The sequence below is a fragment of the Kouleothrix sp. 19917 genome (assembly GCF_057073505.1).
This window is the reverse complement of sequence record NZ_CP097099.1, coordinates 2,937,818-2,960,633: the sequence shown is the minus strand read 5'-3', so window position 1 is coordinate 2,960,633 and position 22,816 is coordinate 2,937,818. Positions and strand designations below refer to the sequence as shown.

Here is a 22,816-nt window from a genome sequence, read left to right as displayed (position 1 = left end):
GAAGCTTTCGGAGAAACGTGGGAAAGCGGCAGGAATAGTTCTGCCTTTTAAGCCCGCCGTTCAATATGTTTCAATTCGTGGCAAATTCTGCGAATCTTCTGGCGGGGCCTTGTCTGGCGCGCGCCATGCGCGAATGTCGGGGTGTTCGCTCAGAAGCGTGCGTGCCAGCGCCAGCAGTGCCCGCACCCGCGATGGGTGCAGGTGAATAAGCGCGCCAATCTCGGCGACGCGGCGATCTTCCACGGCCCACAGGTGAAAAATCTGGCGCAGTCGCCCATCCGGGTGTTCGCCCAGCACGGCGTTAATTGCGGCCAGCAGGCTGGCGCTTTGCGCGGCAGCTTCGGCCTGGCCCAGCCCGGCGGGCAGCGCGCTTTCCGCTACGGTGTCGAGCGATTCGGGGCGGGCGGCGCGCTTGAGCGCACGGCGGTCGCGCAGGTAGCGTTTCACAATCTGCACCACCACGCCATAGGCCCATGTGCTGAAGCGGCTCTGGTAGCGGTAGGCGGGCAGGGCACGCACCAGCTCAGCGCGCGCGATCTGCGCCAGGTCGTCCTCGCTGATCGCCGGGTCGTCGGCCCAGTGCAAGCCAGCCGAGCGCAGTACCACCAGCACCTGCTGCATCCACTGTGCCCATTGCGCCTCGTGTTCGGGGTGGGCGTGGGCGCGCAATGCCGCCACCACGCCATGGTCGAGCCGGTAGTTTACCGCCATGTCGGAAAGCATGTCGTCGGTGGTGTGCTCGGAAATGTGCGCGGCCAGATTCTGTGCGTACTGCTGCACAGTTTCGTCGTCGAGACGCCAGCGCAGCGCTGCGTTGCGTTCCCGAATCACCGCCAGGCAGCGAGCAAGTGGCGTGCGATGATTCACTGGTTGTGGCTCCAGATTCAGTGCGCGCCGGCTGCGGGCAGGCACAGCGGCGCGGCGGGCAGATACCGCAGGCGGGCGTCGGTGCCATAAGCGTTTTTTTCGCCAAGCGATACATACCACATAGCGATTGAAAAGATTTCGTGGGTGTGCTCATTATAGCGGCATGAGATGAACAGCGGGTGAGCAGCAGGCCGCTGTTGATGAATATGGTGTTACAAAATGCGCGCCGAATGCGATGCCCGCCGGGTGCGCACTCGTTTGAGAAGCCATCATCGCTTTGTGATACGTGAGAAGAAAGAAGGCAGCATGGAGCCGAGCAGCGCACTTTTGAATTTTTTGTTCCAGGGTGTCAGCAGCATTACCTTTTTCACTGCCCGGCCGATCGCTTCGGCCTTTGGCATGGCGCTGATCGGGCGGCTGATTGCCGATTCGGGTGGCGTGCCGATGGCAACCAGCCTGAATATTAATGGCTTTGTGCTCGATGGCGCGGCGCGCGCTGGCGAACTGCCCCTGCTGCTCGGCAACGTGGCGCTTGGCGTGTTGTTGATTTTGGCGCTGATCGAGCTGTATTCGTTTGTGAACGAAGATTTGCGCTACTGGTACGACATGGGCATTGGCTTTTTGCAGCCGGGCAGCGCTTTTGTGGTGAACTACAGCTATGCCGACTGGGAGCTAAGCTCGTTTGTTGAGATGGTGCAGCAGCACGCTGCGCCGGCGCTGGCGCTGGGCGGGCCGGGCACGGCGGGCACGCACGCGGGTAGCGCATTGGCGCTGGCTGGCGCGCTGGCCCTGCTCAAGCCGGCACTGGCGCTGATCTGGGCGGGCCTGCTGGCGCTGGGCGCGTGGCTGCTTGGGCGGGTGCGCGCCAGCCTGGTCGAGCTGGTGAATACCGTCGACGAGGGCAATGCGCTCGGTTTGCAGACCGTGATGCGCTGGGTGGAAACGAGCTGGGTGGCGGCGGGCGTGGTGCTGATGGTTGTGCTGCCGCTTGCCACATTGGTGCTGGCTGGCCTGGCCGTGGCGGCGATGTTTGCAGTGCGCCGCTACTTCGAGCATCGCGAGCGCCAGATGCTCCAACCCTGCGCTCATTGCGGCCAGCCGGTTCTGCCAACTGCCCCGGCCTGCTCGCGCTGTCGCCAGCCGCAGGCACAGGTGCAGCAGGTTGGCGTGTTCGGCCAGCCTACTGGCGTTCTTGCTGCCGACATGGCCGCGCACCGGCTGGCGCTGGTTGGGCGCAGGCGCTGCCCGGCCTGTGCCACGCGTTTGCCCGAGCGCGCTGTGCGGCAAGCCTGCCCGGCCTGTGGCACCATCACCTTTGCCGACACCGCTGCCGTGAATGTGTATCTGCGCGCGCTGGCGCAGCGCCTGCCCAAGACGCTGCTGTTCTGCTTTCTGTTTGGGCTTGTGCCGGTCGTTGGCATCGTCCCCGGCGTTATCTACTACCGCCTGAACTTAATTGCCAGCCTGAAGGGCTATGTGCCGCCCGCAATCGGCTGTGTGGCGCGCTGGGGCATTCGGCTGGGCACGCTGGTGCTGCTGGGCCTGCAATGGGTGCCGCTGCTCGGATCGGTGATGCTGCCGGCGATGTGCCTGCTGAACTTTGTGGTGTACCGCAAGGTGATCGAGCGGGTGAGCGCGGGCACGATCGGCCACACATTTACGCCGCTGGCCGCGCCTGTGTCGGGCGGCGCGGTGGCGGTTGCGCCCGCCACGACGGCGGCAGAATGCGCCAGTTGCGGGGCGGAAAACCTGCCCGGCTACCAGTTCTGCGCCGGCTGTGGCGCGCGGCTGGGCTAGGCGCAGGATGCGCCCTCGCATTATTATCGCCGACTATGGCGTGAGCAGCTGGCCGTCGCATGATCTGTATAGCACATTTCTGGGCGGCGAGCGCGTGCTGCTGCCGATTAGCAGAGGTTAAACAGCCACACAGAAAGGAAGGTGCGGTATACTGCGAGCCTGAATTGCGCAAAAGGAACGCTATATGCCAACCAATCCTTTCCCCGGCGCGCCGGTGAAGCGCTCGACCCCCTACTTTGTGCTGCTGGGGGGCGTGCTGGTGGTCGCCTCGGCCTCGATCATGATTCGCGGCGCGCAGCAGCTTGGCATGCCCTCGGGCACGATTGCGGCGCTGCGCCTGGGCTTTGCCGCGCTGGTGCTGCTGCCGCTGGCGCTGCTGCGCGCCCGTGCCGAGCTGTTTGGCCTGAGCCGCCGCGAGCTGCTGCTTGGCATGGGTGCGGGCGCGTGCCTGGCGGTGCACTTCTTCGCGTGGATATCGTCGCTGGAATACACCTCGGTGGCCTCGTCGGTCGCGCTTGTCACCAGCTCGCCGCTGTGGCTGGCGCTGGCGGCCTGGCTGATGCGCGAGCGGCTGGGACGCATGACCTGGCTGGGTGTGCTGTGTACCATGGCCGGCAGTGTCATTATTGGCTATAGCGACGGCAGCGGCGGGAATGCGCGCAACGCCTTGCTTGGCGACGCGCTGGCGCTGCTGGGGGCGATTGCCGTGGCGGGGTATTTTCTGGTAGGGCGCACGCTGCAGCGCCGCCTTTCGACTCTGGCATATGTGGCGCTGGTCTACACCAGCTCGGCAGTGTTTCTGGTGCTGCTGGCATTGCTGGCAGGTGGCGGCGTGGCGGCGTTTGTGGGCTTCCCGGCCTGGGCCTACCTGCTGGCGCTGCTGCTGGGCCTGGGGCCGCAGCTGCTGGGCCACACCGCGCTGAACTGGTCGCTGCGCCACCTGTCGCCCACGTTCGTTGCGGTGGCCACGCTGGGCGAACCGATTGGCTCGGCGCTGCTGGCACTGCTGATTTTCGGGCAAAGCTTTGCGCCGTTGCAGCTGGTTGGATTCGTCATTTTGCTGGCGGGCATTCTGATCGCGGCGAGGGGCGAGCGGGCCAGCGCACCTGCGGCTGAGACGTTAGGCGTTCCGGGTTTGGCGGAATAAGTATCCCCAGCACAGAAAAACAGCCCGGCCACGTTTGTGTGGTCGGGCTGTGGCGCGTTGCTGGGTAGTATTACGGGCGCTTGGGTTCGGGGTTTTTCGGCTCGGGGGTCATGCTCTTGCGGAAGGCTTCCATTGCCTTGCGGAAGGCTTCGGCGGCCTGGTTCGCCAGCCTGGTGGCCTGCTCGGCGTGGCTGTGGGCGTCCTTCAGCGTGGCGCGGGCGGCGTCGGCATCAATGACCTTTCCGTCGGCGTCGAAGCCGGCGTGCGCGGCGAGGGTGTTGTCGGCCAGCTGCCACTCGGCGCGGGCGCTGGCGATGCCGGCGCGGTAGGCGTCCACGGCTGCCTGCAGCGCGGTGGTGTCCTTGCCTTTGGCCTGCATGCTGGCGATGACTTTGTCGACGTAGGTGGCCTGATACAGCGCGCCCTTCAGGCGGAAATCCTGCGCTTTGTGGCGCTGCTGCTCTTCGCGGAAGTAACGCGAAAGCACGACGTTCACCTTCGGCGGCTCTTGCGGCTTGGGCGGCTCGTTGCGCTCGGTGCGCGGGGCGGCAAAGGCGCTGCCGGCGCTGGCCAGAACGGCCACCAGTGCGGCAAGCAGGGCGATGGTCAGGCGACGGGCGGCGAAGGGTGTTGCCATGGTTGCTCCTTGCTGTGTGGGGGCGCTGAACGCCCCGGGTTGTGTCGTCGGAACAACTATAGCCGCGAGTTGTGAAGAAGCTGTGAAGCTTTCTGCTGCGCCTGGCAGTACTTATTTCCTAAGTCGAAATAATTGCGTGGGTAACAGGGGCAGTTCGGAAGTTTCAGGTTGGCAGGTTGCAGGTTGGCAGGTTGCGAGTTGCAGGTTGGCAGGTTGCGAGTTGCAGGTTGCGAGTTGCAGGTTAGCAGGTTGCGAGTTGCAGGTTGGCAAGTTACGCGTTGTGTCTCAAATCTTTGCGCCCTTTGCGCTCTTTGCGGTGAAATATCCGATCTCTCGTGAGTTGAAAAGACGTGCGCCTAGCTCAGGCGCAGGCGCGTGCGCGAGGCGTGCCAGTCGGGGCGCAGGTGCGCGCCGCACGACTCGCGCACAACCAGCTCGCAGGGCAGCACCACGCGCTGATCGATCAGGCTGTTGTTGAACAGCTCCAGCAGCAGGTACACCGCCTGCGCGCCGAGGTGCTGCTTGGGGTGGCCGACGGTGGTCAGGCGCGGGCAGACCAGCGCGGCCAGGCTCAGGTCGCCGCAGCCGACAATCGCAATATCTTCCGGCACGCGCAGCTGCCGCTCGCGCAGCGCCTCCATTGCGCCAATCGCGCGCAGATCGTCCACCACAAAGCAGGCAGTGATCGGCTGGTGTTTCAGCAGCGCATCCATCGCCAGGTAGCCCTGCGCCATCAGGTCGGTTTCCTCAAGCGTCGCGCAGTAGATCAGGTCGGGCCGCAGTGGCAGCTGGGCTTCTTCCAGGGCGCGGCGGTAGCCCTCGTAGCGCTCGTTGCCGAGCGAGGTGGTAACGATGCCAATCGCGCTGTGGCCCAGGTCGATCAGGTGGCGGGTGGCGAGGTAGCCGGCCTGAACGTTGTCGATCTCAACCGAGGGCAGGTCGATCAGGGGCAGCGGCGTCTGGCGGTTCACCAGCACCAGCGGCACGTCGATGTCGTGGTAGGCATGCAGGCGGCGCTCGCTGTCGGTCGAAACGATCACCAGCCCATCCACGCGGCGATCGAGCATGCGCGCAAGCTGGCGATCTTCGTCGGCCGGGTCGTCATTCGTTTCGCCAATCAGCAGGCTGTAGCCCTCGGCGTCGGCCACTTCGCTGACGCCGCGCGCAATTTCGGCGCAGAGCGGGTTGGCGATATTGGGCAGCAGCAAGCCGAGGGTCTGCGTTGTCTGCTGGCGCAGGCTGCTGGCCAGCGTGTTCCGCCGATACCCAAGCTTCTGGATGGCCTCAAACACGCGCTGGCGCGTTTCTTCGCTGACGGGCGCGGTATGGTTAATCGCGTGCGAAACAGTGCTCGGCACCACGCCGGCTAGCTGCGCTACGTCGCGAATTGTGACATTGCCTGTACGTCGAGCCAAGGGCTCCTCGTCGTGTCGTAATGGCTGGGTGCGCCCATATTATACAACACGCTGTGTGCGGCGGAAGGGGTGAAATTGGCAATTGTGCGCGATTTCTCAATACCTGTTCCCACCATGCGTTTTCTTTGGCAATGTATGGCAGCGGTTTGGTGAACGATTGACCATTCATGTGCTGCGAGAAACGCGTGGTAGAGCGGAAAACTAACTGCCTCGTGCATGCTGCCGACTGCAACCTGCCCAGGTGCGCCACGCCAAAACGGTTGCGTCATGCCCGCCAAAAGTTGCGACTTGACAAGCAAAGGTTTTGAGATATACTACCGCCATCCAATGAAAACGTTTCAATAAAACATGTTTCATAAGCTCGGGCGGGCTCCGGGCGGCAGGCTAGCAGCGAGGCAAGCGGAACAATGGCGACGCTTCTTTGGCTCCAGGGTGGCGCGTGCAGCGGCAACACCATGTCGTTTTTCAACGCCGAAGAGCCGAGCATGTGCGATCTCGTCACCGACTTCGGGATCGAGATCCTGTGGCATCCTTCGCTGGGTATGGCGCTGGGCGACGGCCTGCAATCCATCCTGGCGAATATCATCGCTGGGCGGCAGCCGCTGGATGTGCTGGTGTTTGAAGGCACGGTGATCCTGGGGCCGGGCGGCAGCGGGCGCATGAATATGTTCGCTGGCCAGCCCATGAAAACCTGGCTGCAGCAGCTTGCCCCGCTGGCGCGCTATGTCGTTGCGATTGGCGACTGCGCGTGCTGGGGCGGCATCCCGGCTACGCCCCCCAACCCCACCGATTCGACCGGGCTGCAGTTTCATAAAACGCGGGCGGGCGGCTTTCTGGGGCGCAACTTCCGCGCCCAGGCCGGCCTGCCGGTGATCAACATCGCTGGCTGCCCGGCCCACCCCGACTGGATCACGCAAATTCTGGTGGCGCTGGTGACGGGGCGCGGCGACGATGTGCTGCTCGATACGATGCAGCGCCCGAAAACCTTTTTCGCCACCTTCACGCAGGCAGGCTGCCCGCGCACGCAGCACCACCACTACAAAATCGGCTTTGAGTTTGGGCAGCGCGCCGGCTGTATGTTTTACGATTACGGCTGCCGCGGGCCAATGACCCACTCGCCCTGCAACCGCATCCTGTGGAATCGCCAGTCGTCGAAAACCCGCGTTGGAATGCCCTGCATCGGCTGCACCGAGCCCGAGTTTCCACACTACGACCTGGCTCCCGGCACGGTCTTCAAAACGCAGACAGTGTTAGGCGTTCCGAAAGATCTGCCGCAGGGCGTGCAGCGCGCCAAATATGTGGCGCTGGCCGGCGCGGCCAAGTCGTCCGCGCCCGACTGGGTGAAAGACGATCAGCCGTTTTAGGGCAGCGCGAGTTGCCAGCTTTACGCGCAAGACCTTTCAGATGCGGCAGCAGGAACGATAACCACGAAGACACGAAGGGCTTCATATTTCTATCCATCCCGGTTTCTTCGAGTTTTCATGAATATTTGGCAGGTATCGATTCTTCGTACTCCGCACTACGCACTATAAAGCCAAATTGCAGTGCATAGCGCGTATGTCTGCCTGTTGCTTGCCGTTTCCCCAAAATTGGTATGTGTTTGGTAGCAGTGTAGCCCGCGTGGCTGGAGCACGCCCATGACAGAGCAGTCGATGAGCTGGGAGCACCTTGCCACTGCGGCGCTAGCGAGCGGTGAAACGTTTTTCGGGCATGGCGACCACGCCAGCGCGGCGGCTGCCTACAGCACTGCCCTCGACGCGCTCGACGATGCGGCGCGCGCGGCCTATGCCCCGCTGGCGGCGCAACTGTTCAGCCGGCGCGGCCACGCCCGCTTTATCCGGCGCGAGCTGCCTGCCGCCGCCGCCGACTACCGCCAGGCGATTGCCTGCGATCCCGCGCTGGCTGAGGCGCACGCCTACCACGGCCTGATCAGCTACCAGACTGGCCGCGCCATCGAGGCGGTTGCCGATTTCTCCACCGCCATCGCGCTCTACTCTCGCGCCGCAACCGCGCCCGCGCTGCTGGCCGAAACCCTGTTCAACCGCGGCAACGCCCAGTACCAGCGCCGCGACTACCTCGCCGCCGAAAGCGACTACTCCGCTGCGCTCGCGCTCGACCCACAGCTTGCCGACGCGCTGATCTACCGGGGCGTAGCGCGCTTTCAGCGTGGCGACTACCCCGGCGCGGCAGCCGATTATGTTAGGGCGCTTGAATTTCCCGCGCTTGCGCCCGCCCAGCGCGCCGCGATTGGCTACAACCAGGGCATGCTGCTGCGCCAGCAGGGCGACTTGCCCGGCGCGATTGCGGCCTACGACGCCGCGCTAATACTTCAGCCCAACGACGCCGACTGCCTGATGAATCGCGGCAACGCCCGCGCCGAGCGTGGCGACCTCGCCAGCGCGCTGGCCGACTACACGGCGGCGCTGCGGCTCAACCCCTGGATCGAGGATGGCTTCAATATTCGCGGGATGGCGCGCATGGAGGCCGGCGCGCCGGAAGACGCGATTGCCGACTTCGACCGGGCGATCGGGCAGGCACCACAGGCGCTGCATCTGCACTTCAACCGGGCCTGCGCGCGCCTGCAGTGCGGCGATTTCGCTGGCGCAATTGCCGACTTCAGCGCCGAGCTCGAGCGCCGCGCCCCTGGCCTGAAGGGCCGCGCCGAAACGCGCGAGCGCCGCGCCGAGATTTTCAACAATCGTGGGCTGGCCTACCACTACAGCGGCAACCTCGACGCGGCAATTGAGGATTACACGCGCGCCTTGCAGCAGTTGCGCCTTTCTGGTGGCACAGACGCATTTGGCGAACGGCTTGCCAGCACGCTGCTGAACCGGGGCGCGGCGCTCCACGAACGCGCACGCGGCCAGCTTGTTCCCGCAGCAACCGACTTGCAAGCCGCCGCGAATGACCTCGCGCAGGCGATTGAGCTAAGCGGCGATCCGGCGCTTGTTCACGCGGCCCGCCAGCAGCTTGCCGAAATTCAGGGCGGCGTATTTGCCGAGTAGATGTGCGATTTTGGATTTACGATTGCCGATTTTGGATTTACGATTGACGATTTGCGATTTTCGTGCAATTCGATGCTCGTTTTTATTCCTATGTACAGATTATTCGCGTAAAGCGCAAAAATCTGTACACAAATACGCCAGTTTATATCTGTGAAATCTGCGCAATCTGTGGATACATTCAAACGATCGCCGCGCTGGCGGATGGATACAGGAACAGGCGAAAGGAAGGGGGCCTATCGAGCTGAATAAAAAGTGAGGGCATAGAGTTGTGCTCTATGCCCCCGGCACCGTACGGCGAGCGCGAAACCTGCCAGTCCAGCCTCGCCGTGCGATGCCCTCATGGTATCCGATCCAACGCGATTGGGCAAGCCAGCATGGTTTTGGGCGCGGCGGCGCATTGTTCGCCAGCCCAGAGCCACAAGAGAGGGCACATTATGGCAAACATTCTCTGGCTGCAGGGCGGTGCCTGTAGCGGCAATACCATGTCGTTTCTCAATGCCGAAGAGCCGAGCGCCTGCGACCTGGTGACCGATTTCGGCTTCAATATCCTCTGGCACCCCTCGCTGGGCCTGGAGCTGGGCGACAACCTGCGCGCCATGCTCAACGACCTGGTGAGCGGCAAGCTGGCGCTTGATGTGTTTGTGTTCGAAGGCACGGTGGTGACCGGCCCGAACAAAACCGGGCGCTTCAACATGTTCGCCGGCCGCCCGATGCAGGATTGGGTGCGCGAGCTGGCGAACGTGGCGCAGTTCACCGTGGCGCTGGGCGATTGCGCGACCTGGGGCGGCATCCCCGCCACCGACCCAAACCCCACGCAGTCGGTTGGGCTGCAATTCCTGAAGCGCCAGAAAGGCGGCTTTCTCGGCCCGAGCTACAAGTCGAAGGCCGGCCTGCCGGTGATCAACGTGCCCGGCTGCCCCTGCCACCCCGACTGGGTCACGCAGGTGCTGGTCGCCGTCGCTACTGGCCGCGCCAAAGACCTGGCGCTCGACGAGGTGCAGCGCCCTTCGACCTTCTTCGCCACCTTCACGCAAACCGGCTGCACGCGCAACATGCACTTCGCCTACAAAGTCAGCACCACGCAGTTCGCGCAGCGCAACGGCTGCCTGTTCTACGACCTGGGCTGCCGCGGGCCGATGACGCACTCGCCCTGCAACCGCATCCTGTGGAACCGCCAGTCGTCGAAAACCCGCGCCGGTATGCCGTGCATCGGCTGCACCGAGCCCGAGTTCCCGCACCACGACCTGAAGGTCGGCACGGTGTTCAAGACACAAACGGTGATGGGCGTGCCGGTGGACCTGCCCGAAGGCGTGGATCGGAAAAAGTACGTTGTTCACGCCGCCAAGGCCAAGGACTCGGCGCCGAAGTGGGTCGAGCACGACATCTTTGTGGTATAGGAGAACCGACGATGGCAGTACAAACCCTGGATATCTCGCCGGTTGGGCGTGTCGAGGGCGACCTCGACATCAAGGTCGAAGTCGAAAACGGCTTTGTGACCAACGCCTGGGCCAAGGCCGAGCTGTTCCGTGGCTTTGAAATCATTCTGAAGGGCAAGGACCCGCAGGCCGGCCTGATCGTCACGCCGCGCGCGTGTGGCATCTGCGGCGCTTCGCACCTGACCTGCGCGGCCTGGGCGCTCGACGTGGCGTGGAAGACCGAAGTGCCGCCGAACGCCATTCTGATCCGCAATATCGGCCAGCTCACCGAGAGCCTGCAAAGCCTGCCGCGCTGGTTCTACGCGCTGTTCGCGATCGACTTCACCAACAAGAAATACGCCAACAGCCCTATGTACCCTGAGGCGGTGCGGCGCTTCGCGCCCTTCGTGGGCAGCTCGTACGAGCCGGGCGTCACGCTCTCGAACAAGCCGGTCGAGGTGTATGCGATCTTCGGCGGGCAGTGGCCGCATTCCAGCTTTATGGTGCCGGGCGGCGTGATGTGCGCGCCCACCCTTTCCGACATGACGCGCTCGCGGGCCATTCTGGAATACTGGAAAAACGAGTGGCTGGAGAAATACTGGCTGGGCTGCTCGATCGAGCGCTACCGCGCGATCAAAAGCTGGGCCGATTTCCAGGCATGGCTGGATGAATCGCCCAAGCATCGTGATTCCGACCTGGGCTTCTTTGTGCGCTTCTGCCAGGATGTTGGCCTCGACAAGTATGGCGGCGGCGTGGGCAAGTACATTGCCTATGGCTACATTCCGCACCACCAGAAGTACAACCGCCCAACCATCGCCAACCGCCAGGGCGCGCTGATCTATCGCGGCGGCGTGTACGACGGCCAGAACTGGATGGACTTCGACCAGGCCAAAATGCTGGAGCACGTCGCGCACTCGTACTACGCCGGCAACACGGCGCGCCACCCCTTCGACGGCGTGACCGAGCCGCTCGACCCGGCCAGCGCCGGCCCCGACAAATACACCTGGGACAAAGCGCCGCGCTATGGCGACCTTGTGGTCGAGGCGGGCGCGCTGGCGCGCGAGGTGATCGCCGCCCGGCCGGGCGCGCAGGACTGGCAGGACTACGATCCCTTCTTCAAGGACATGCTCGACAAACTCGGGCCGAGCGTGATGCTGCGGGCCTGGGCGCGCATGCACGAAGCCTGCAAGTATTACGACAAAACCATCGAAATGCTCGACGCGGTTGAGCTGCGCGAACCCTTCTACATCAAGCCGCGCGAAACCGATGGCGAGGGCTGGGGCGCGACCGAGGCGATTCGCGGCGCGCTGGCGCACTGGGTGAAGATCAAGGGCGGCAAGATCGAGAACTACCAGATCATGGCCCCCACCACGATCAACGTCAGCCCGCGCGACCTTTCGGGCCAGCTCGGGCCGATCGAGCAATCGCTGATTGGCGCGCCCATCGCCGACGCAACCGACCCGGTGGAAGTGGGCCACTGTGCGCGCTCATTCGACTCCTGCCTGGTCTGCACCGTCCATGTCCACGACTCGAAGACCGACAAGGAGCTGGCGCGTTTCCAGGTTCCATAAGCCCTATTTCGGATTTACGATTTACGATTTACGATTGGCAGCTCGTAAATCGTAAATCGTAAATCGTAAATCGTAAATCACTATGATTGTAATTATTGGCTGTGGCAATACCAACCGAAGCGACGACGGCGCGGGCGTGCGCGTGGTGCACGAGCTGCAATCGCGCGAGCTGCCAGCCGAGGTGCGCCTGATCGACGCGGGCACGGGCGGCATGGACGTGATGTTCCATCTGGAAGGCATGCAGCGCGTGATTATCATCGACGCGGCGCAGACGGGCGCGGCGCCGGGGACGCTTTTCCGCGTGCCGGGCGAACAGCTCGAAACGCTGCCGCCGCCGAACAACCTGTCGCTGCATAACTTCCGCTGGCAGCACGCGCTGGCGGTCGGGCGGATGATCTACAAAGATCGCTTCCCCGCCGACATCAGCGTCTACCTGATCCAGATCGCCAGCCTGGATTTCGGGCTGGACATGACGCCCGCAGTGCGCGAGGCGGTGGCGCAGGTGGCCGACATGATTGCGGGCGAGGTGCTGCATGAGCGCAGCGCCTGACGAGCCGCGCGCATGGCTCGTGCGCGGCAACCTGCGCCTGAACGCGGCGTGCTACGAGCGCTATTTTGGCGGCATGGAGAGCGTGGTGCTGCTGTATGAGGCCGAGCCGCAGCGGCTGTGGGTGCTGCCGGTGCGGGCGGCGCGGGCGGGCGGTTTTGTGCTCAAGCAGGCCAACCTGCGCGGCGATCGGTCGGCGGCGGCGCACGGCTTTTTCCGCGACCACGGCATCCCCGACGATTGCGAGCGTGAGATCCTGCCGCGCTGGGACGCCGCGCGCCAGGGGCTGGCGTTTGAGCTGCATGAGGTGGCGGGGACGGTGAAGGGGTGAAAGGGTGACGGGGTGAGCGCAGAACCGACAACCTGCAATCGCACAGGAGTTTAGGATCTGGGGTTTTGGGATTGAGCTTACAACCTTCAAATCTGAAACTCGTAAACTTGCAACCTGTAACCGGTAAACTTGTAACTCCCAAACCTCCGTGCCTCTGCGTCTCTGTGGTGATTATTTGGTTGTCGGTCGTCGGCAACAACCTGCAACCTGCAAACCTGTAAACCTGCAACTGTAAAAGGATTCGTGTATGAGTGACGAGCGAAGCGCAGCGCTGATCGCGGGCGGGCTGCCCGACGCGGGCCTGCCAAGCGCGGGCGAGCGCCCGGCCCTGGTGATGCACGCGCAGGGGCTGGCGCGCGAGCGCGGTGCGCGGGTGGTGGCGTGGCCGCGCTGGGGCGCGGCGGTGATCACGCCGGCCGCGCCGCCGCTGGGGCTGGTGGCGGGCGGCCTGGGTCTGCTGCTGCCGCCCGACGACTTGGTGCTTGCGCCGGAACAGGCGGCCGAATGCACGCGCGCGCTGGCCGCCCTGCTCGATCGCCCGTCGCCCGAGGCGGCTGCTGCCGCGCAGGCCGCGCTTGCGCCGCTGGAAACGGTGGCCGCCGAACTGTGGCGCGTGGTGATCGCCGGCTGGGCGGCGGCGCTGGCCCGCGAGTGGGAGCAGCTCGAAGCGGCGCTGGCGCTGGCGGCGGCGCTGGTGGCGCGGCCCGGTCTGGCGCGCGCCGAGCTGGCCTGCGCGCAATTCGCGCTGGCGGTGCTTGCGCTGGAAGCGGGCGAAGCCGCCGACGCTGCGGGCGAACGCGCCGCCGCCGCCGCCGAAATTTTCGGCCAGCTTGGGCTGGAACCACAGGCCGCGCTGGCGAGCTGGGCGCAGGCGCAGGCGCTGGAGCGCCAGGGCGACGAAGACGGCGCGCGGCGCGTGGCGGGTCAGGCGTTGTTGCGTTTCGACATGGCAGCTGCGCCGGGGGTGGCCGCGCTGCTGCTGGCGGGCCTTGCGAACATGCGCCTGCTGGGCAATTCCGACGCTGCCGAGCGCGACGCAGCTGCCGCGCAGCTTGCCGAAGCCGCCGAACGCTGCCCGGCCGACACCAACCCGCTGCTGGCGGCGCGTTTGCACACCAGCCTGGGCGATCTGATCCAGGCCCACGCACAGGATGCTGGCAGCCTCCAGCGCGCGCTGGCGTGCTACGAGCGCGCCGCCACGCTGTTCGCCCTGCACGGCACGCCCGAAGACCTCGCGGCGGTGCAGATGAACCAGGGCAGCGCGTGGCAGGGCATGGGCGGCGACCTGCGCGGCACGCTGCTCAAGGCGATCAACTTCTACCACCAGGCCCTGCGCGTCTTTACGCTGGCGACGCACCCGGGCGAGTACGCGCTTATTCACAACAACCTCGCCGCCGCCTACCAGCGCCTGCCCATGGGCGGCGAGCAGGACGTCATGCGCCAGGCGCTGGCCGTCCAGTCGATGCAGGAGGCGCTCAAGGTCTACACCCTTGAGGATTTCCCGCGTGAGTACGCGATGGTGCAGAACAACCTCGGCAACGCCTACCAGTATATGCCCTCGGGCGACCGCGTCGACAAGCTCGACCGCGCAATCGAGGCCTACCACGAAGCTTTGCGCGTGCGCAGCCGAACGCGCGCGCCGGTGGAATATGCCGTCACAATGAGCAACCTGGCGAATGCCTACGCCAACGTGCCCGCCGAGGAGCGCCAGCAGATGCTGGGCCTGGCCGAGCGCTGCTATGGCGAAGCGCACGAGATCTTTTCGGAACACCAGCTCGCCGATCATGCCGCCACCGTCGAGCAGGCGCTGGCGCAGGTGCGGCGCGACCTGGGTCAGCTTGCGGTGCGCTAAACGGGCGTATTGCATTCTTTGGCTATCGTACAGGCGTATTGAATACGCCTCAGCCCAAACACGAGAGGGAACCATGCAACTACTGATTGCCGGAATTGTTGGCCTGCTCGCCACGATTGTGGGCGGGGTGGCCGGCGGCCTGCTGATTGGCCGCAAAGCCCTGGGTGCCGACCTTGCCGCGACCCTGGGCGGCATGATGGGCCTGCCGAGCGGCGTCGCCGCCACGGTGCTGGTGCTGATCGTCGCGCTGCTGCTGGGCGGGCGCTAGCCGCCACGTGCTATTCGACATACCTGTGTAATTCGGCCTGCCAGAGGGAGCAAAAGAACCATGCGAGACCTGATCGAATTTTTGTGGTCGTCGACGACGCTGGCGCTGCGTGGCGCGCTGCTGCAAGACATGTGGGGCACGGTATTGCGCGCCGCCGCCGCCACGCTGGCCGGCACCGTGCTGGGCATTGCGCTGCTGTTTGCCAGCGCGCCGCTATGGCTGGCGGTGCTGCTGGGCAGCCTGGTGGCCAGCGCGCTCACGCCTTACCTGCTGCGGAATATCAAGATTGCCTGAGCGAGATTCATCTACTTTCGAGATTGCGTCGCTGGGTATGACCAAAGACGAAAGACGAATGACGAAGCCAATTTGGTCATTCGTCCCTCGTCCTTCGTCTCAGCAGCCAGAAACGTACTTTACAGTGCTGTACTGGCCTTCGTGTCTTCGTGCCTTCGTGGTAAGTGGCGCATTTCAAAGCGTTGCGAAGGCAGCACATGGGAGCAACTATGGACTTCGAGCAGCTCGCAGAGCAGGTCGATCGGCTCACTGAAGAGGTGCTGCGGATCGAAGACGAGGGCGCGCGCGAGTCGGCCATTCGCCTGAAAGAAGCCGTCGAGGCGATTCACCGCGAGGCGCTGGTGCAGATTGTGCGCCGCCTGAAAGAAGAAGACGCCACGCTGGCGGCGCTGCGCGAGCTGGCCCGTGAGCCGGCCGTGCGCATGGTGCTGATGCTCCACGAGCTGATCAAGCCGCCGCTGAGCGCCCGCGTGCAGATCGCGCTCGATGAGGTGCGGCCCTACATCCACTCACACGGCGGCGATGTCGAGCTGGTGGAGCTCGTGGAAGGCACGGCGCGTTTGCGCCTTTCGGGCGCGTGCCAGGGCTGCCCCGGCTCGACCATGACGCTGCGCAACGGCGTGGAGCAGGCGCTGCGCCGGCACGCGCCCGAGCTGGCGGGTATCGAACTGGTGGAAGAAGAGCGCGCCGCCGGGGCGCTGATCGCGCTCGACGCGATTGGCGTGGCTGGCTCGGCCGCGCGCCTGCCCGACCCGGCTGGCGGCTGGCGGCTGGCGCTGCCGCTGGCGCAGCTGCCCGCCGAGGGCGTGATGCGCGCCGAGATCGACGGCGTGGATGTGCTATTGGCGCAGCCAAACGGCAAGCTGGTGTGCTACCGCAATGTTTGCGCGCACATGGCCATGCCGCTCGACGCCGGCGAGGTGCAGAATGGCGTGCTGACCTGCCCGTGGCACGGCTTTCAGTACGACCTGGAAAGCGGCGAGTGCCTGACCGCGCCCGAGGTTCAGCTTGAACCAGTGCCGGTGCGCGCGCGGGCGGGCATTGTCGAGGTGCGGCTGGCAGGGGTAGCAAACGCGCACTAGCAGAGATCTTCAGAAATTCGTTGGTGGCTATGATCGATGACGAAGCGCAAGATGGTCATTCGTCTTTTGTCCTTCGGCCTTCGTCTCAGCTCCGCGCCTCTGTGTCTTGTCTAAAAAGCCGCCAAGTGGGGCGGGTCAACAAAAGACCAATGAAGGCTCGCAGAAGTGGCTTGGCTCTGCTATCCTATGCCTTGATGCATCTCAAGGCCGCAAAAGACCGATGCGCTCGACGCTGTCACAGAGAATGGCTTTCGATGCATCGTATCGCTTGTTTCACAAGACCGTGTAAGATCCCAGTGCCCACGAGCACGTAGCCTCAAGACTGGTCCGAAACAAGCTCCTTTTCTTGTCCTTTGGAGAGCTATCATGCACATTCTCGGCATTGACCTCGCCAAACTCACCTTCGATGTCACCCTGCTGCGTGAGGGTGGCGACCGTCGCCACAAGCAGTTTCCGAACACCTCCGCTGGTTTTGAGCAGCTCCAGCAGTGGCTTCGCTCCCAGCACATTGAGCACGTGCATGCCTGTATGGAGGCAACCAATGTCTATTGGGAAGCGCTGGCTGCCTTCCTCGCCGATGCTCAGCACATCGTCAGTGTGGTTAACCCTGCCCGTATCAAGGGTTTTGCCCAAAGCCAGATGATGCGCACCAAGACCGACAAACAGGATAGCCGCATCATTGCGTTGTTCTGCTTGCAATGCCAGCCCGAAGCCTGGACACCACCCTCTGCCGCCCAGCGCCGCTTGCGTGCGCTCACACGCCATCGCGACGACTTGCTCCAAACGCGCACGCAACTGTCCAATCGCTTGGGCGATACCAGCGACACGGTGGTGCGCACGTCGCTTGAAACGGTTCTGGCAAGCGTAGAGGAGCAGATCACAAGCGTCGAGGCACAACTCAAACAGCATCTCAAAGACGAGCGTGACCTGGGCGAGCAAGCTGCGCTTCTCACGGCGATTGTCGGAATAGGTACAATCACTGCCGCTAAGTTGCTGGGGGAGTTCTGCGATATCGACGCGTATACATCGGCCAAGGCGCTGGCGGCAGACGCGGGAGTAACACCGGCGCAGCACGAATCGGGAACGAGTGTGCGGCGGCGAACACACCTCTCGAAAGTGGGCAAGGCGAGCGTGCGAGCGGCGCTGTACTGGCCGGCAATTGTGGCGATGCGACGATGCGAAGGGTTCAAGGCGTTTGCGGAACGGCTGGCAGCGCGCGGCAAAGCCAAGGGTGTGATCATCGGTGCGGTGATGCGCAAGTTGTTGCACGTGGTCTATGGTGTACTCAAGCATAAAACGCCCTTTGACCCAAACAAAGTCCTTGGCCCGACCCGTTCTTCAACGTAATATCTCTGTGGTTAGGTGGAAGGTGCGACTGGCAGCAATGGAAAGCAATATCTGCGTAATCTGCGTAATCTGTGGATGATTCCAGAAAGCAAGCCAATGACACAGGCAATGCCAATCCAGCGCGTGGCCTTGCGCCCGGCCGATACGATCCTGGGCACACAGCCCGGCCGCTTTGTGCCGGTGTCGGCCGCGCCCGATCGCGGCAGCATGTTTGGGCCGCGTGGCGTCTGGGCGCAGCCCGGCGGCCCGCTGATCGTCGCCGACACCGGCAACCATCGCGTGCTGATCTGGCACGTGCTGCCCACTGCCGACGCCACCCCGCCCGACCTTGTGCTGGGCCACAGCAGCTTCACCAGCGACGAGCGCAACCGTGGCGCGGGGCCGAGCGCCAGCAGCCTGTATGTTCCAACCGGCGTGCTGTTCTGGCAGGGCCGCCTGCTCGTGGCCGACGCCTGGAACCATCGCGTGCTGGTCTGGCGCGCATTGCCAGACGCAAACGGCCAGCCGGCCGATTTCGCGCTTGGGCAGGCCACGCTGGGCGCGGGCGAGCTGAATCGCGGCGGCTCGCCCCACGCCGACACGATGTACTGGCCCTATGGCCTTGCCACTGACGGCACGCGCCTCTATGTGGCCGACAGCAACAACCGGCGCGTGCTGGTGTGGCACGCCATGCCCGACGCGTGCGGCCAGCCCGCCGACATGGTGCTCGGCCAAACCGAGTTTGCGCAGGGCGAAGAAAACGCGGGCGGTGCGCCAACCGCCGCCAGCATGCGCTGGCCGCACAGCATCGCCAGCGACGGCACGCGCCTGCTGGTGGCCGACGCGGGCAACAATCGCGTGCTCGTGTGGAACGAGTTGCCGCGCACAAGCAACCAGCCCGCCGACATGGTGCTCGGCCAGAACGACTTCGCCGCCGTGAGCGACAACCAGGGCTACCGGCTTGGCGCGGCCACGCTGCGCTTTCCCTATGCCGTCGCGCTCTGGAATGAGCAGATCGTCGTTGCCGACACCGGCAATTCGCGCCTGATGCTGTGGGACGACTGCGCCGGGCTGCGCAGCGGCGCGCCTGCCGACGGCGTGTTCGGGCAGGCCGACTTTTTGCAGAATGGCGAAAACCGCTGGAAGCTCGCCGGGCGCGACACGCTGTGCTGGCCCTATGGCCTCAGTTCCTGCGCGGGCGTGCTGGCCATCGCCGACTCGGGCAACAATCGCGTGCTGCTGTGGCACGGCCCCGGTGGCAGCGATGACTGAGCCCGACGACCAACGCCCGCCGCCGCTCGGTTCGCTCAACGAGCTGTTGCGCAGCTCGTACAGCTTCCTGGGCTATGGCGCGCTGGCGGTGCGTCTCGGCGCGCTCGACCAGCAGCTCTACGGCAAGTGGTGTCGGCGCTGCAACGGCATCTGGTTCGGCCTCGCGCTCGAAGTCGAATGCCCGCGCTGTGGCAACCGGAAGGGCTAAATAACGGGTTTGCAGGTTGCACGTTCGCAAGTTAGAACGTTGCAAGTTCGCTGAATTCGAGGCTCTTGGTTCTGTGGTTCTTGGTCTGGGCGTATTGCAATACGCCCTTCGTCGGTTCTGCGGTTCTTGGTTCTGCTGACGGCTGATCATTATGCACGAACTCTCTGTCATGTCCTACCTGCTCGATACCGCCGAGGCGCACGCTCGCGAGGCTGGCGCGCGGCGCGTTCGCGCAATCACGCTGCTGGTCGGCGAGCGCACCAGCTTTGTCGACGACTCGCTCTTGTTCTACTTCGACATGCTCACGCCCGGTCGCCTGAGCGAAGGCGCACAGCTGCACATCCGCCGCACCAGAATGCGCTTCCGCTGCGCGGGCTGCGCCAGCGAGTACACACCCGAGCCGGGCCACTTCCGCTGCCCGCACTGCGGCGTCACCGGCCAGGCCACTGGCGATGGCCGCGAGCTGCTGATCGAAAATATGGAGATCGAAACATGACCGACACGCTTGCCACACCGCACGTCAAACTAATCGAAGTTGGCCGCAGTCTGCTGGAAAGCAACGACGTGGCTGCCGCGCTCAATCGCCAGCGCTTTGCCGAGGCGCACACCCTGGCCGTCAACCTGATCGCCGGGCCGGGCGCGGGCAAAACCAGCCTGATCATTCGGTTGATCGAGGCGCTGCGCGAGCGGGCACGCGTCGCCGTGATCGAGGGCGATATCGCGGGCAGCATCGACACCAGCAAGGTGCTGGCGGCCGGCGCAGCCGACGCGGTGCAGATCAACACCGGCGGCAACTGCCACCTCGAAGCCGGCATGATCCGCTCCGCGCTCGACGACCTCGATCTGGCGCGCGCCGAGCTGGTGGTGGTCGAAAACGTTGGCAATCTGGTCTGCCCAACCCACTGGGCGCTGGGCGAACACCTGAAGCTCTGCCTGCTCAGCGCCGCCGAAGGGCACGACAAGCCGGTCAAATACCCCGAGATTTTTGCGGTCAGCGACGTGATTGTGCTGAATAAAATTGACTTAATCGAGCTGGTGGATTTCGAGCGCCAGTTCTTCTACGAAACGGTGCGCGCGCTCAATCCCAGTGCGCCGATCTTCGAGGTTTCGTGCCGCTTGCGCCAGGGTATTGGCGATCTTGCCGACTGGCTGCTGGCGCGGCGCGACGAGCTGTAGGGCAAGGCCATGACTGCTGTAGCATCGACAATCGAGCGGCGGCGAATTCACGTTCAGGGCGTTGTGCAGGGCGTTGGCTTCCGGCCGTTTGTGTACAGTCAGGCGCTGCGCTGCGGGCTGGGCGGCTTTGTGCTGAACGACAGCGCCGGCGTGATGATCGAGATCGAAGGCGCGCCGGCCGACCTGGAAGCGTTCGAGCGCGCCCTGCGCGAGCAGCCGCCGCCGCTGGCGCGCATCGACCGGGTGGCGGCCGAGGCGCTGCCGCCCTTGGGCGAACACAGCTTTGCAATCGCGCACAGCCAGGCCGGCACCGAGCGCCGCACACTGATCGCGCCCGACAGCGCCACCTGCGACGATTGTTTGCGCGAGCTGCTCGACCCGGCCGACCGGCGCGCCGGCTATGCCTTCACGAATTGCACGAACTGCGGCCCGCGCTTCACGATTGTGCAGGATGTGCCCTACGACCGCGCCCAAACGACCATGCGTGTGTTCCCGATGTGCCCGTCCTGCGCGGCCGAGTACGCCGACCCGCTGAATCGCCGCTTCCACGCGCAGCCAAACGCCTGCCCGGTCTGTGGCCCCGCGCTCGATTTCCGCCTGCACGACGCACATCTGCACTTGCTCGCGAATGACCCAATCGACGCGGCTGCGCACGCGCTGGCGGCCGGCGCAATCCTGTCCGTGAAGGGGCTGGGCGGCTATCACCTCGCCTGCGACGCGCTGAACGCGGCGGCGGTAGCCCGTTTGCGCCAGCGCAAACACCGCGAAGCCAAGCCCTTCGCAATCATGCTGCCCGACCTTGCGACGGCGCGTTTGCTCTGCCACGTCGGCCCGGCCGAGGCAGCCCTGCTCGAATCACGCCGCCGCCCGATTGTGCTGCTGCGCCGCCGCGCCAATAATGCGGTAGCACTCGCGCCCGACCTGGCGCCCGTCTATGCGACGCTGGGCGTGATGCTGCCCTACACTCCCCTGCACCACCTGCTGCTGCGCGCCTTTGCGGCGGCTGCGCCCGGTCGCCCTGCTGTGCTGGTGATGACCAGCGGCAACCTGAGCGACGAGCCAATCGCCTTTCGCGACGACGACGCACGCGCGCGCCTTGCCAGCATCGCGGATGGCACGCTCGCGCACAATCGCGCCATTTACATGCGCTGCGACGACTCGGTGCTGCATGTGGCGGGCGGTGGCGCGCAACTGCTGCGGCGCGCGCGTGGCTATGCGCCCGAGCCAGTTGCGCTGGCGAACGCGAGTGCCGCGCAGGTGCTGGCCGTGGGCGGCCACCTGAAGAACACGTTTTGTCTGCTGAAAGGCCGGCAAGCCTTTGTCAGCCACCATATCGGCGACCTCGAAAACCTCGAAACACTCAGATCCTTTCGCGAGGGCATTGCGCACTACCAGCGCCTGTTCGACATCGCGCCGACGGTGATCGCGCACGACCTGCACCCGGAGTATTTGGCGACAAAAGAAGCCCTTGCAATGGGCAGTGGGCAGTGGGCAGGGGGCAGTGGGCAGTGGGCAGTGGGCGCAGGCTATGAATCTGCAGATACTGCCTCCCGCCTCCCGCCAACTGCCAACTGCCGTCTGATTGGCGTGCAGCACCACCACGCGCACATCGCCAGTGTGCTGGCCGAGCACGGGCTGGATGCCCCGGTGATTGGCGTGGCCGCCGACGGCACGGGCTACGGCAGCGACGGCGCGATCTGGGGCTGCGAGATCATGCGCGCCGACCTGCGCGGCTTTGAGCGGCTGGCGCACCTGGCCTATGTGCCGCTGCCGGGCGGCGATCAGGCCGTGCGCCAGCCCTGGCGCGTCGCGGCGGCGTACTTGCAGGCCGCATTTGGCGACAGCTGGCTCGACCTCGACATTCCGTTTGTGCGAGAAGCGCGCCTGCACGGCCCGCCCCTGCGCACGCGCTGGCGGCCGCTGGCCCAGATGATTGCGCGTGGCATCAACAGCCCGCCCACATCCAGCCTGGGCCGCCTGTTCGACGCGGTGGCCGCGCTGCTGGGCCTGTGCGACGAAGTGGTGTACGAGGGCCAGGCCGCAATCGAGCTGGAAATGCTGGCCGTGCCAAGCGCGCATCCCTACCCGTTTGCGATTGCCGAAGGCACGCCCGCCCTGCTCGACGTCGCGCCGGCCATTTGCGCAATCGTGGGCGAGATCGCGCGCGGCGTGCCGCTGCCACACATCGCCGGGCGCTTTCACTGCACGGTTGCGGCGCTGCTGGCCGAGGCATGCGAGCACGCCCGCGCCGCGACGGGTTTGCGCGTAATCGCCCTCAGCGGCGGCGTGTTTCAGAATCGCATGTTGCTGGAGAATATGCTCGCCCTGCTCGAACAGCGCGACTTCACCGTCTACCTCAACCGGCAGGTTCCGCCGAACGATGGTGGCCTGAGCCTGGGACAGGCGGCGGTAGCGGCGGCGCTGGTCGAGACTGAAGGGGTGAACAGGTGACAAGATGACGGGGTGACAAGGTGACGGGGTGAGCGTAGAGCGCAGAACGATGAAAGCTCATCCCAATCGTAAATCGCAAATCGTCAATCGTAAATTGATAAACCTCTGCGTCTCTGTGGTTCATTTCTCGGTCGTCGGTCGTCGGATGTAGTCGT

21 protein-coding genes are annotated in these 22,816 nt (G+C 64.7%); 18 read left to right on the top strand and 3 right to left on the bottom strand.

Features of this window, described 5'->3' with window-relative positions:
- Nucleotides 1-60: 60 nt before the first annotated feature.
- Nucleotides 61-867: a sigma-70 family RNA polymerase sigma factor gene (locus M1P90_RS12065; protein ID WP_483702903.1), complete on the bottom strand. Its 807-nt coding sequence runs from the start codon at nucleotides 865-867 to the stop codon at nucleotides 61-63.
- 306 nt (nucleotides 868-1,173) lie between these two features.
- Between M1P90_RS12065 and M1P90_RS12060 the strand changes: the two genes are divergently transcribed.
- Together M1P90_RS12060 and M1P90_RS12055 are read left to right on the top strand one after the other, a co-directional pair.
- Nucleotides 1,174-2,664: a zinc ribbon domain-containing protein gene (locus M1P90_RS12060; protein ID WP_483702902.1), complete on the top strand. Its 1,491-nt coding sequence runs from the start codon at nucleotides 1,174-1,176 to the stop codon at nucleotides 2,662-2,664.
- A gap of 184 nt (nucleotides 2,665-2,848) precedes the next feature.
- Nucleotides 2,849-3,811: a DMT family transporter gene (locus M1P90_RS12055; protein ID WP_483702901.1), complete on the top strand. Its 963-nt coding sequence runs from the start codon at nucleotides 2,849-2,851 to the stop codon at nucleotides 3,809-3,811.
- A gap of 70 nt (nucleotides 3,812-3,881) precedes the next feature.
- On the opposite strand, the gene M1P90_RS12050 is transcribed toward M1P90_RS12055, so the two are convergent.
- Complete coding sequence (locus M1P90_RS12050) at nucleotides 3,882-4,448, bottom strand: hypothetical protein (RefSeq protein ID WP_483702900.1); 567 nt, start codon at nucleotides 4,446-4,448, stop codon at nucleotides 3,882-3,884.
- Between the two features lie 356 nt (nucleotides 4,449-4,804).
- Nucleotides 4,805-5,863 (bottom strand): LacI family DNA-binding transcriptional regulator, encoded by a 1,059-nt coding sequence (locus M1P90_RS12045; protein ID WP_483702899.1) that lies wholly within the window; start codon nucleotides 5,861-5,863, stop codon nucleotides 4,805-4,807.
- Nucleotides 5,864-6,270: 407 nt separating this feature from the next.
- On the opposite strand from M1P90_RS12045, the gene M1P90_RS12040 reads away from it, so the two are divergent.
- The 16 genes from M1P90_RS12040 (at nucleotide 6,271) to hypF (ending at nucleotide 22,661) form a co-directional block, all read left to right on the top strand.
- Entirely contained in the window at nucleotides 6,271-7,227 is a 957-nt protein-coding gene (locus tag M1P90_RS12040) for an NADH-quinone oxidoreductase subunit B family protein (protein ID WP_483702898.1), read from the top strand.
- Between the two features lie 273 nt (nucleotides 7,228-7,500).
- Entirely contained in the window at nucleotides 7,501-8,868 is a 1,368-nt protein-coding gene (locus M1P90_RS12035) for a tetratricopeptide repeat protein (RefSeq protein ID WP_483702897.1), read from the top strand.
- 434 nt (nucleotides 8,869-9,302) lie between these two features.
- Nucleotides 9,303-10,265 carry an NADH-quinone oxidoreductase subunit B family protein gene (locus M1P90_RS12030; protein ID WP_483702896.1) on the top strand — a complete coding sequence of 321 codons (963 nt, stop codon included), beginning with the start codon at nucleotides 9,303-9,305 and terminating at the stop codon, nucleotides 10,263-10,265.
- An 11-nt stretch (nucleotides 10,266-10,276) separates the two neighbouring features.
- A complete protein-coding gene (locus M1P90_RS12025; RefSeq protein ID WP_483702895.1) occupies nucleotides 10,277-11,854 on the top strand; it encodes a nickel-dependent hydrogenase large subunit in 1,578 nt (525 codons plus the stop codon).
- 82 nt (nucleotides 11,855-11,936) lie between these two features.
- Complete coding sequence (locus tag M1P90_RS12020) at nucleotides 11,937-12,404, top strand: hydrogenase maturation protease (protein WP_483702894.1); 468 nt, start codon at nucleotides 11,937-11,939, stop codon at nucleotides 12,402-12,404.
- Nucleotides 12,388-12,732, top strand: coding sequence for a hypothetical protein (locus M1P90_RS12015; RefSeq protein WP_483702893.1), 345 nt, complete (start codon nucleotides 12,388-12,390; stop codon nucleotides 12,730-12,732). Before M1P90_RS12020 ends, M1P90_RS12015 begins: the two co-directional genes overlap by 17 nt.
- A gap of 247 nt (nucleotides 12,733-12,979) precedes the next feature.
- Nucleotides 12,980-14,584, top strand: coding sequence for a hypothetical protein (locus M1P90_RS12010; RefSeq protein WP_483702892.1), 1,605 nt, complete (start codon nucleotides 12,980-12,982; stop codon nucleotides 14,582-14,584).
- Nucleotides 14,585-14,657: 73 nt separating this feature from the next.
- Nucleotides 14,658-14,852, top strand: coding sequence for a hypothetical protein (locus M1P90_RS12005; RefSeq protein ID WP_483702891.1), 195 nt, complete (start codon nucleotides 14,658-14,660; stop codon nucleotides 14,850-14,852).
- Between the two features lie 60 nt (nucleotides 14,853-14,912).
- Nucleotides 14,913-15,146: a hypothetical protein gene (locus tag M1P90_RS12000; RefSeq protein WP_483702890.1), complete on the top strand. Its 234-nt coding sequence runs from the start codon at nucleotides 14,913-14,915 to the stop codon at nucleotides 15,144-15,146.
- A gap of 197 nt (nucleotides 15,147-15,343) precedes the next feature.
- On the top strand, nucleotides 15,344-16,228 hold the full coding sequence (locus M1P90_RS11995) for a NifU family protein (protein WP_483702889.1): 885 nt from the start codon (nucleotides 15,344-15,346) through the stop codon (nucleotides 16,226-16,228).
- 366 nt (nucleotides 16,229-16,594) lie between these two features.
- Entirely contained in the window at nucleotides 16,595-17,575 is a 981-nt protein-coding gene (locus M1P90_RS11990) for an IS110 family RNA-guided transposase (protein WP_483698797.1), read from the top strand.
- A 96-nt stretch (nucleotides 17,576-17,671) separates the two neighbouring features.
- Entirely contained in the window at nucleotides 17,672-18,826 is a 1,155-nt protein-coding gene (locus tag M1P90_RS11985; RefSeq protein ID WP_483702888.1) for an NHL repeat-containing protein, read from the top strand.
- Nucleotides 18,819-19,034, top strand: a complete 216-nt coding sequence (locus M1P90_RS11980; protein WP_483702887.1) for a hypothetical protein — start codon at nucleotides 18,819-18,821, stop codon at nucleotides 19,032-19,034. The genes M1P90_RS11985 and M1P90_RS11980 overlap by 8 nt, the downstream gene beginning before the upstream one ends.
- A 151-nt stretch (nucleotides 19,035-19,185) precedes the next feature.
- Nucleotides 19,186-19,530, top strand: coding sequence for a hydrogenase maturation nickel metallochaperone HypA/HybF (locus M1P90_RS11975; protein WP_483702886.1), 345 nt, complete (start codon nucleotides 19,186-19,188; stop codon nucleotides 19,528-19,530).
- Nucleotides 19,527-20,210, top strand: a complete 684-nt coding sequence (gene hypB / locus M1P90_RS11970) for a hydrogenase nickel incorporation protein HypB (RefSeq protein ID WP_483702885.1) — start codon at nucleotides 19,527-19,529, stop codon at nucleotides 20,208-20,210. Before M1P90_RS11975 ends, hypB begins: the two co-directional genes overlap by 4 nt.
- Nucleotides 20,211-20,219: 9 nt before the next feature.
- On the top strand, nucleotides 20,220-22,661 hold the full coding sequence (gene hypF, locus M1P90_RS11965) for a carbamoyltransferase HypF (RefSeq protein WP_483702884.1): 2,442 nt from the start codon (nucleotides 20,220-20,222) through the stop codon (nucleotides 22,659-22,661).
- Nucleotides 22,662-22,816: the final 155 nt, after the last annotated feature.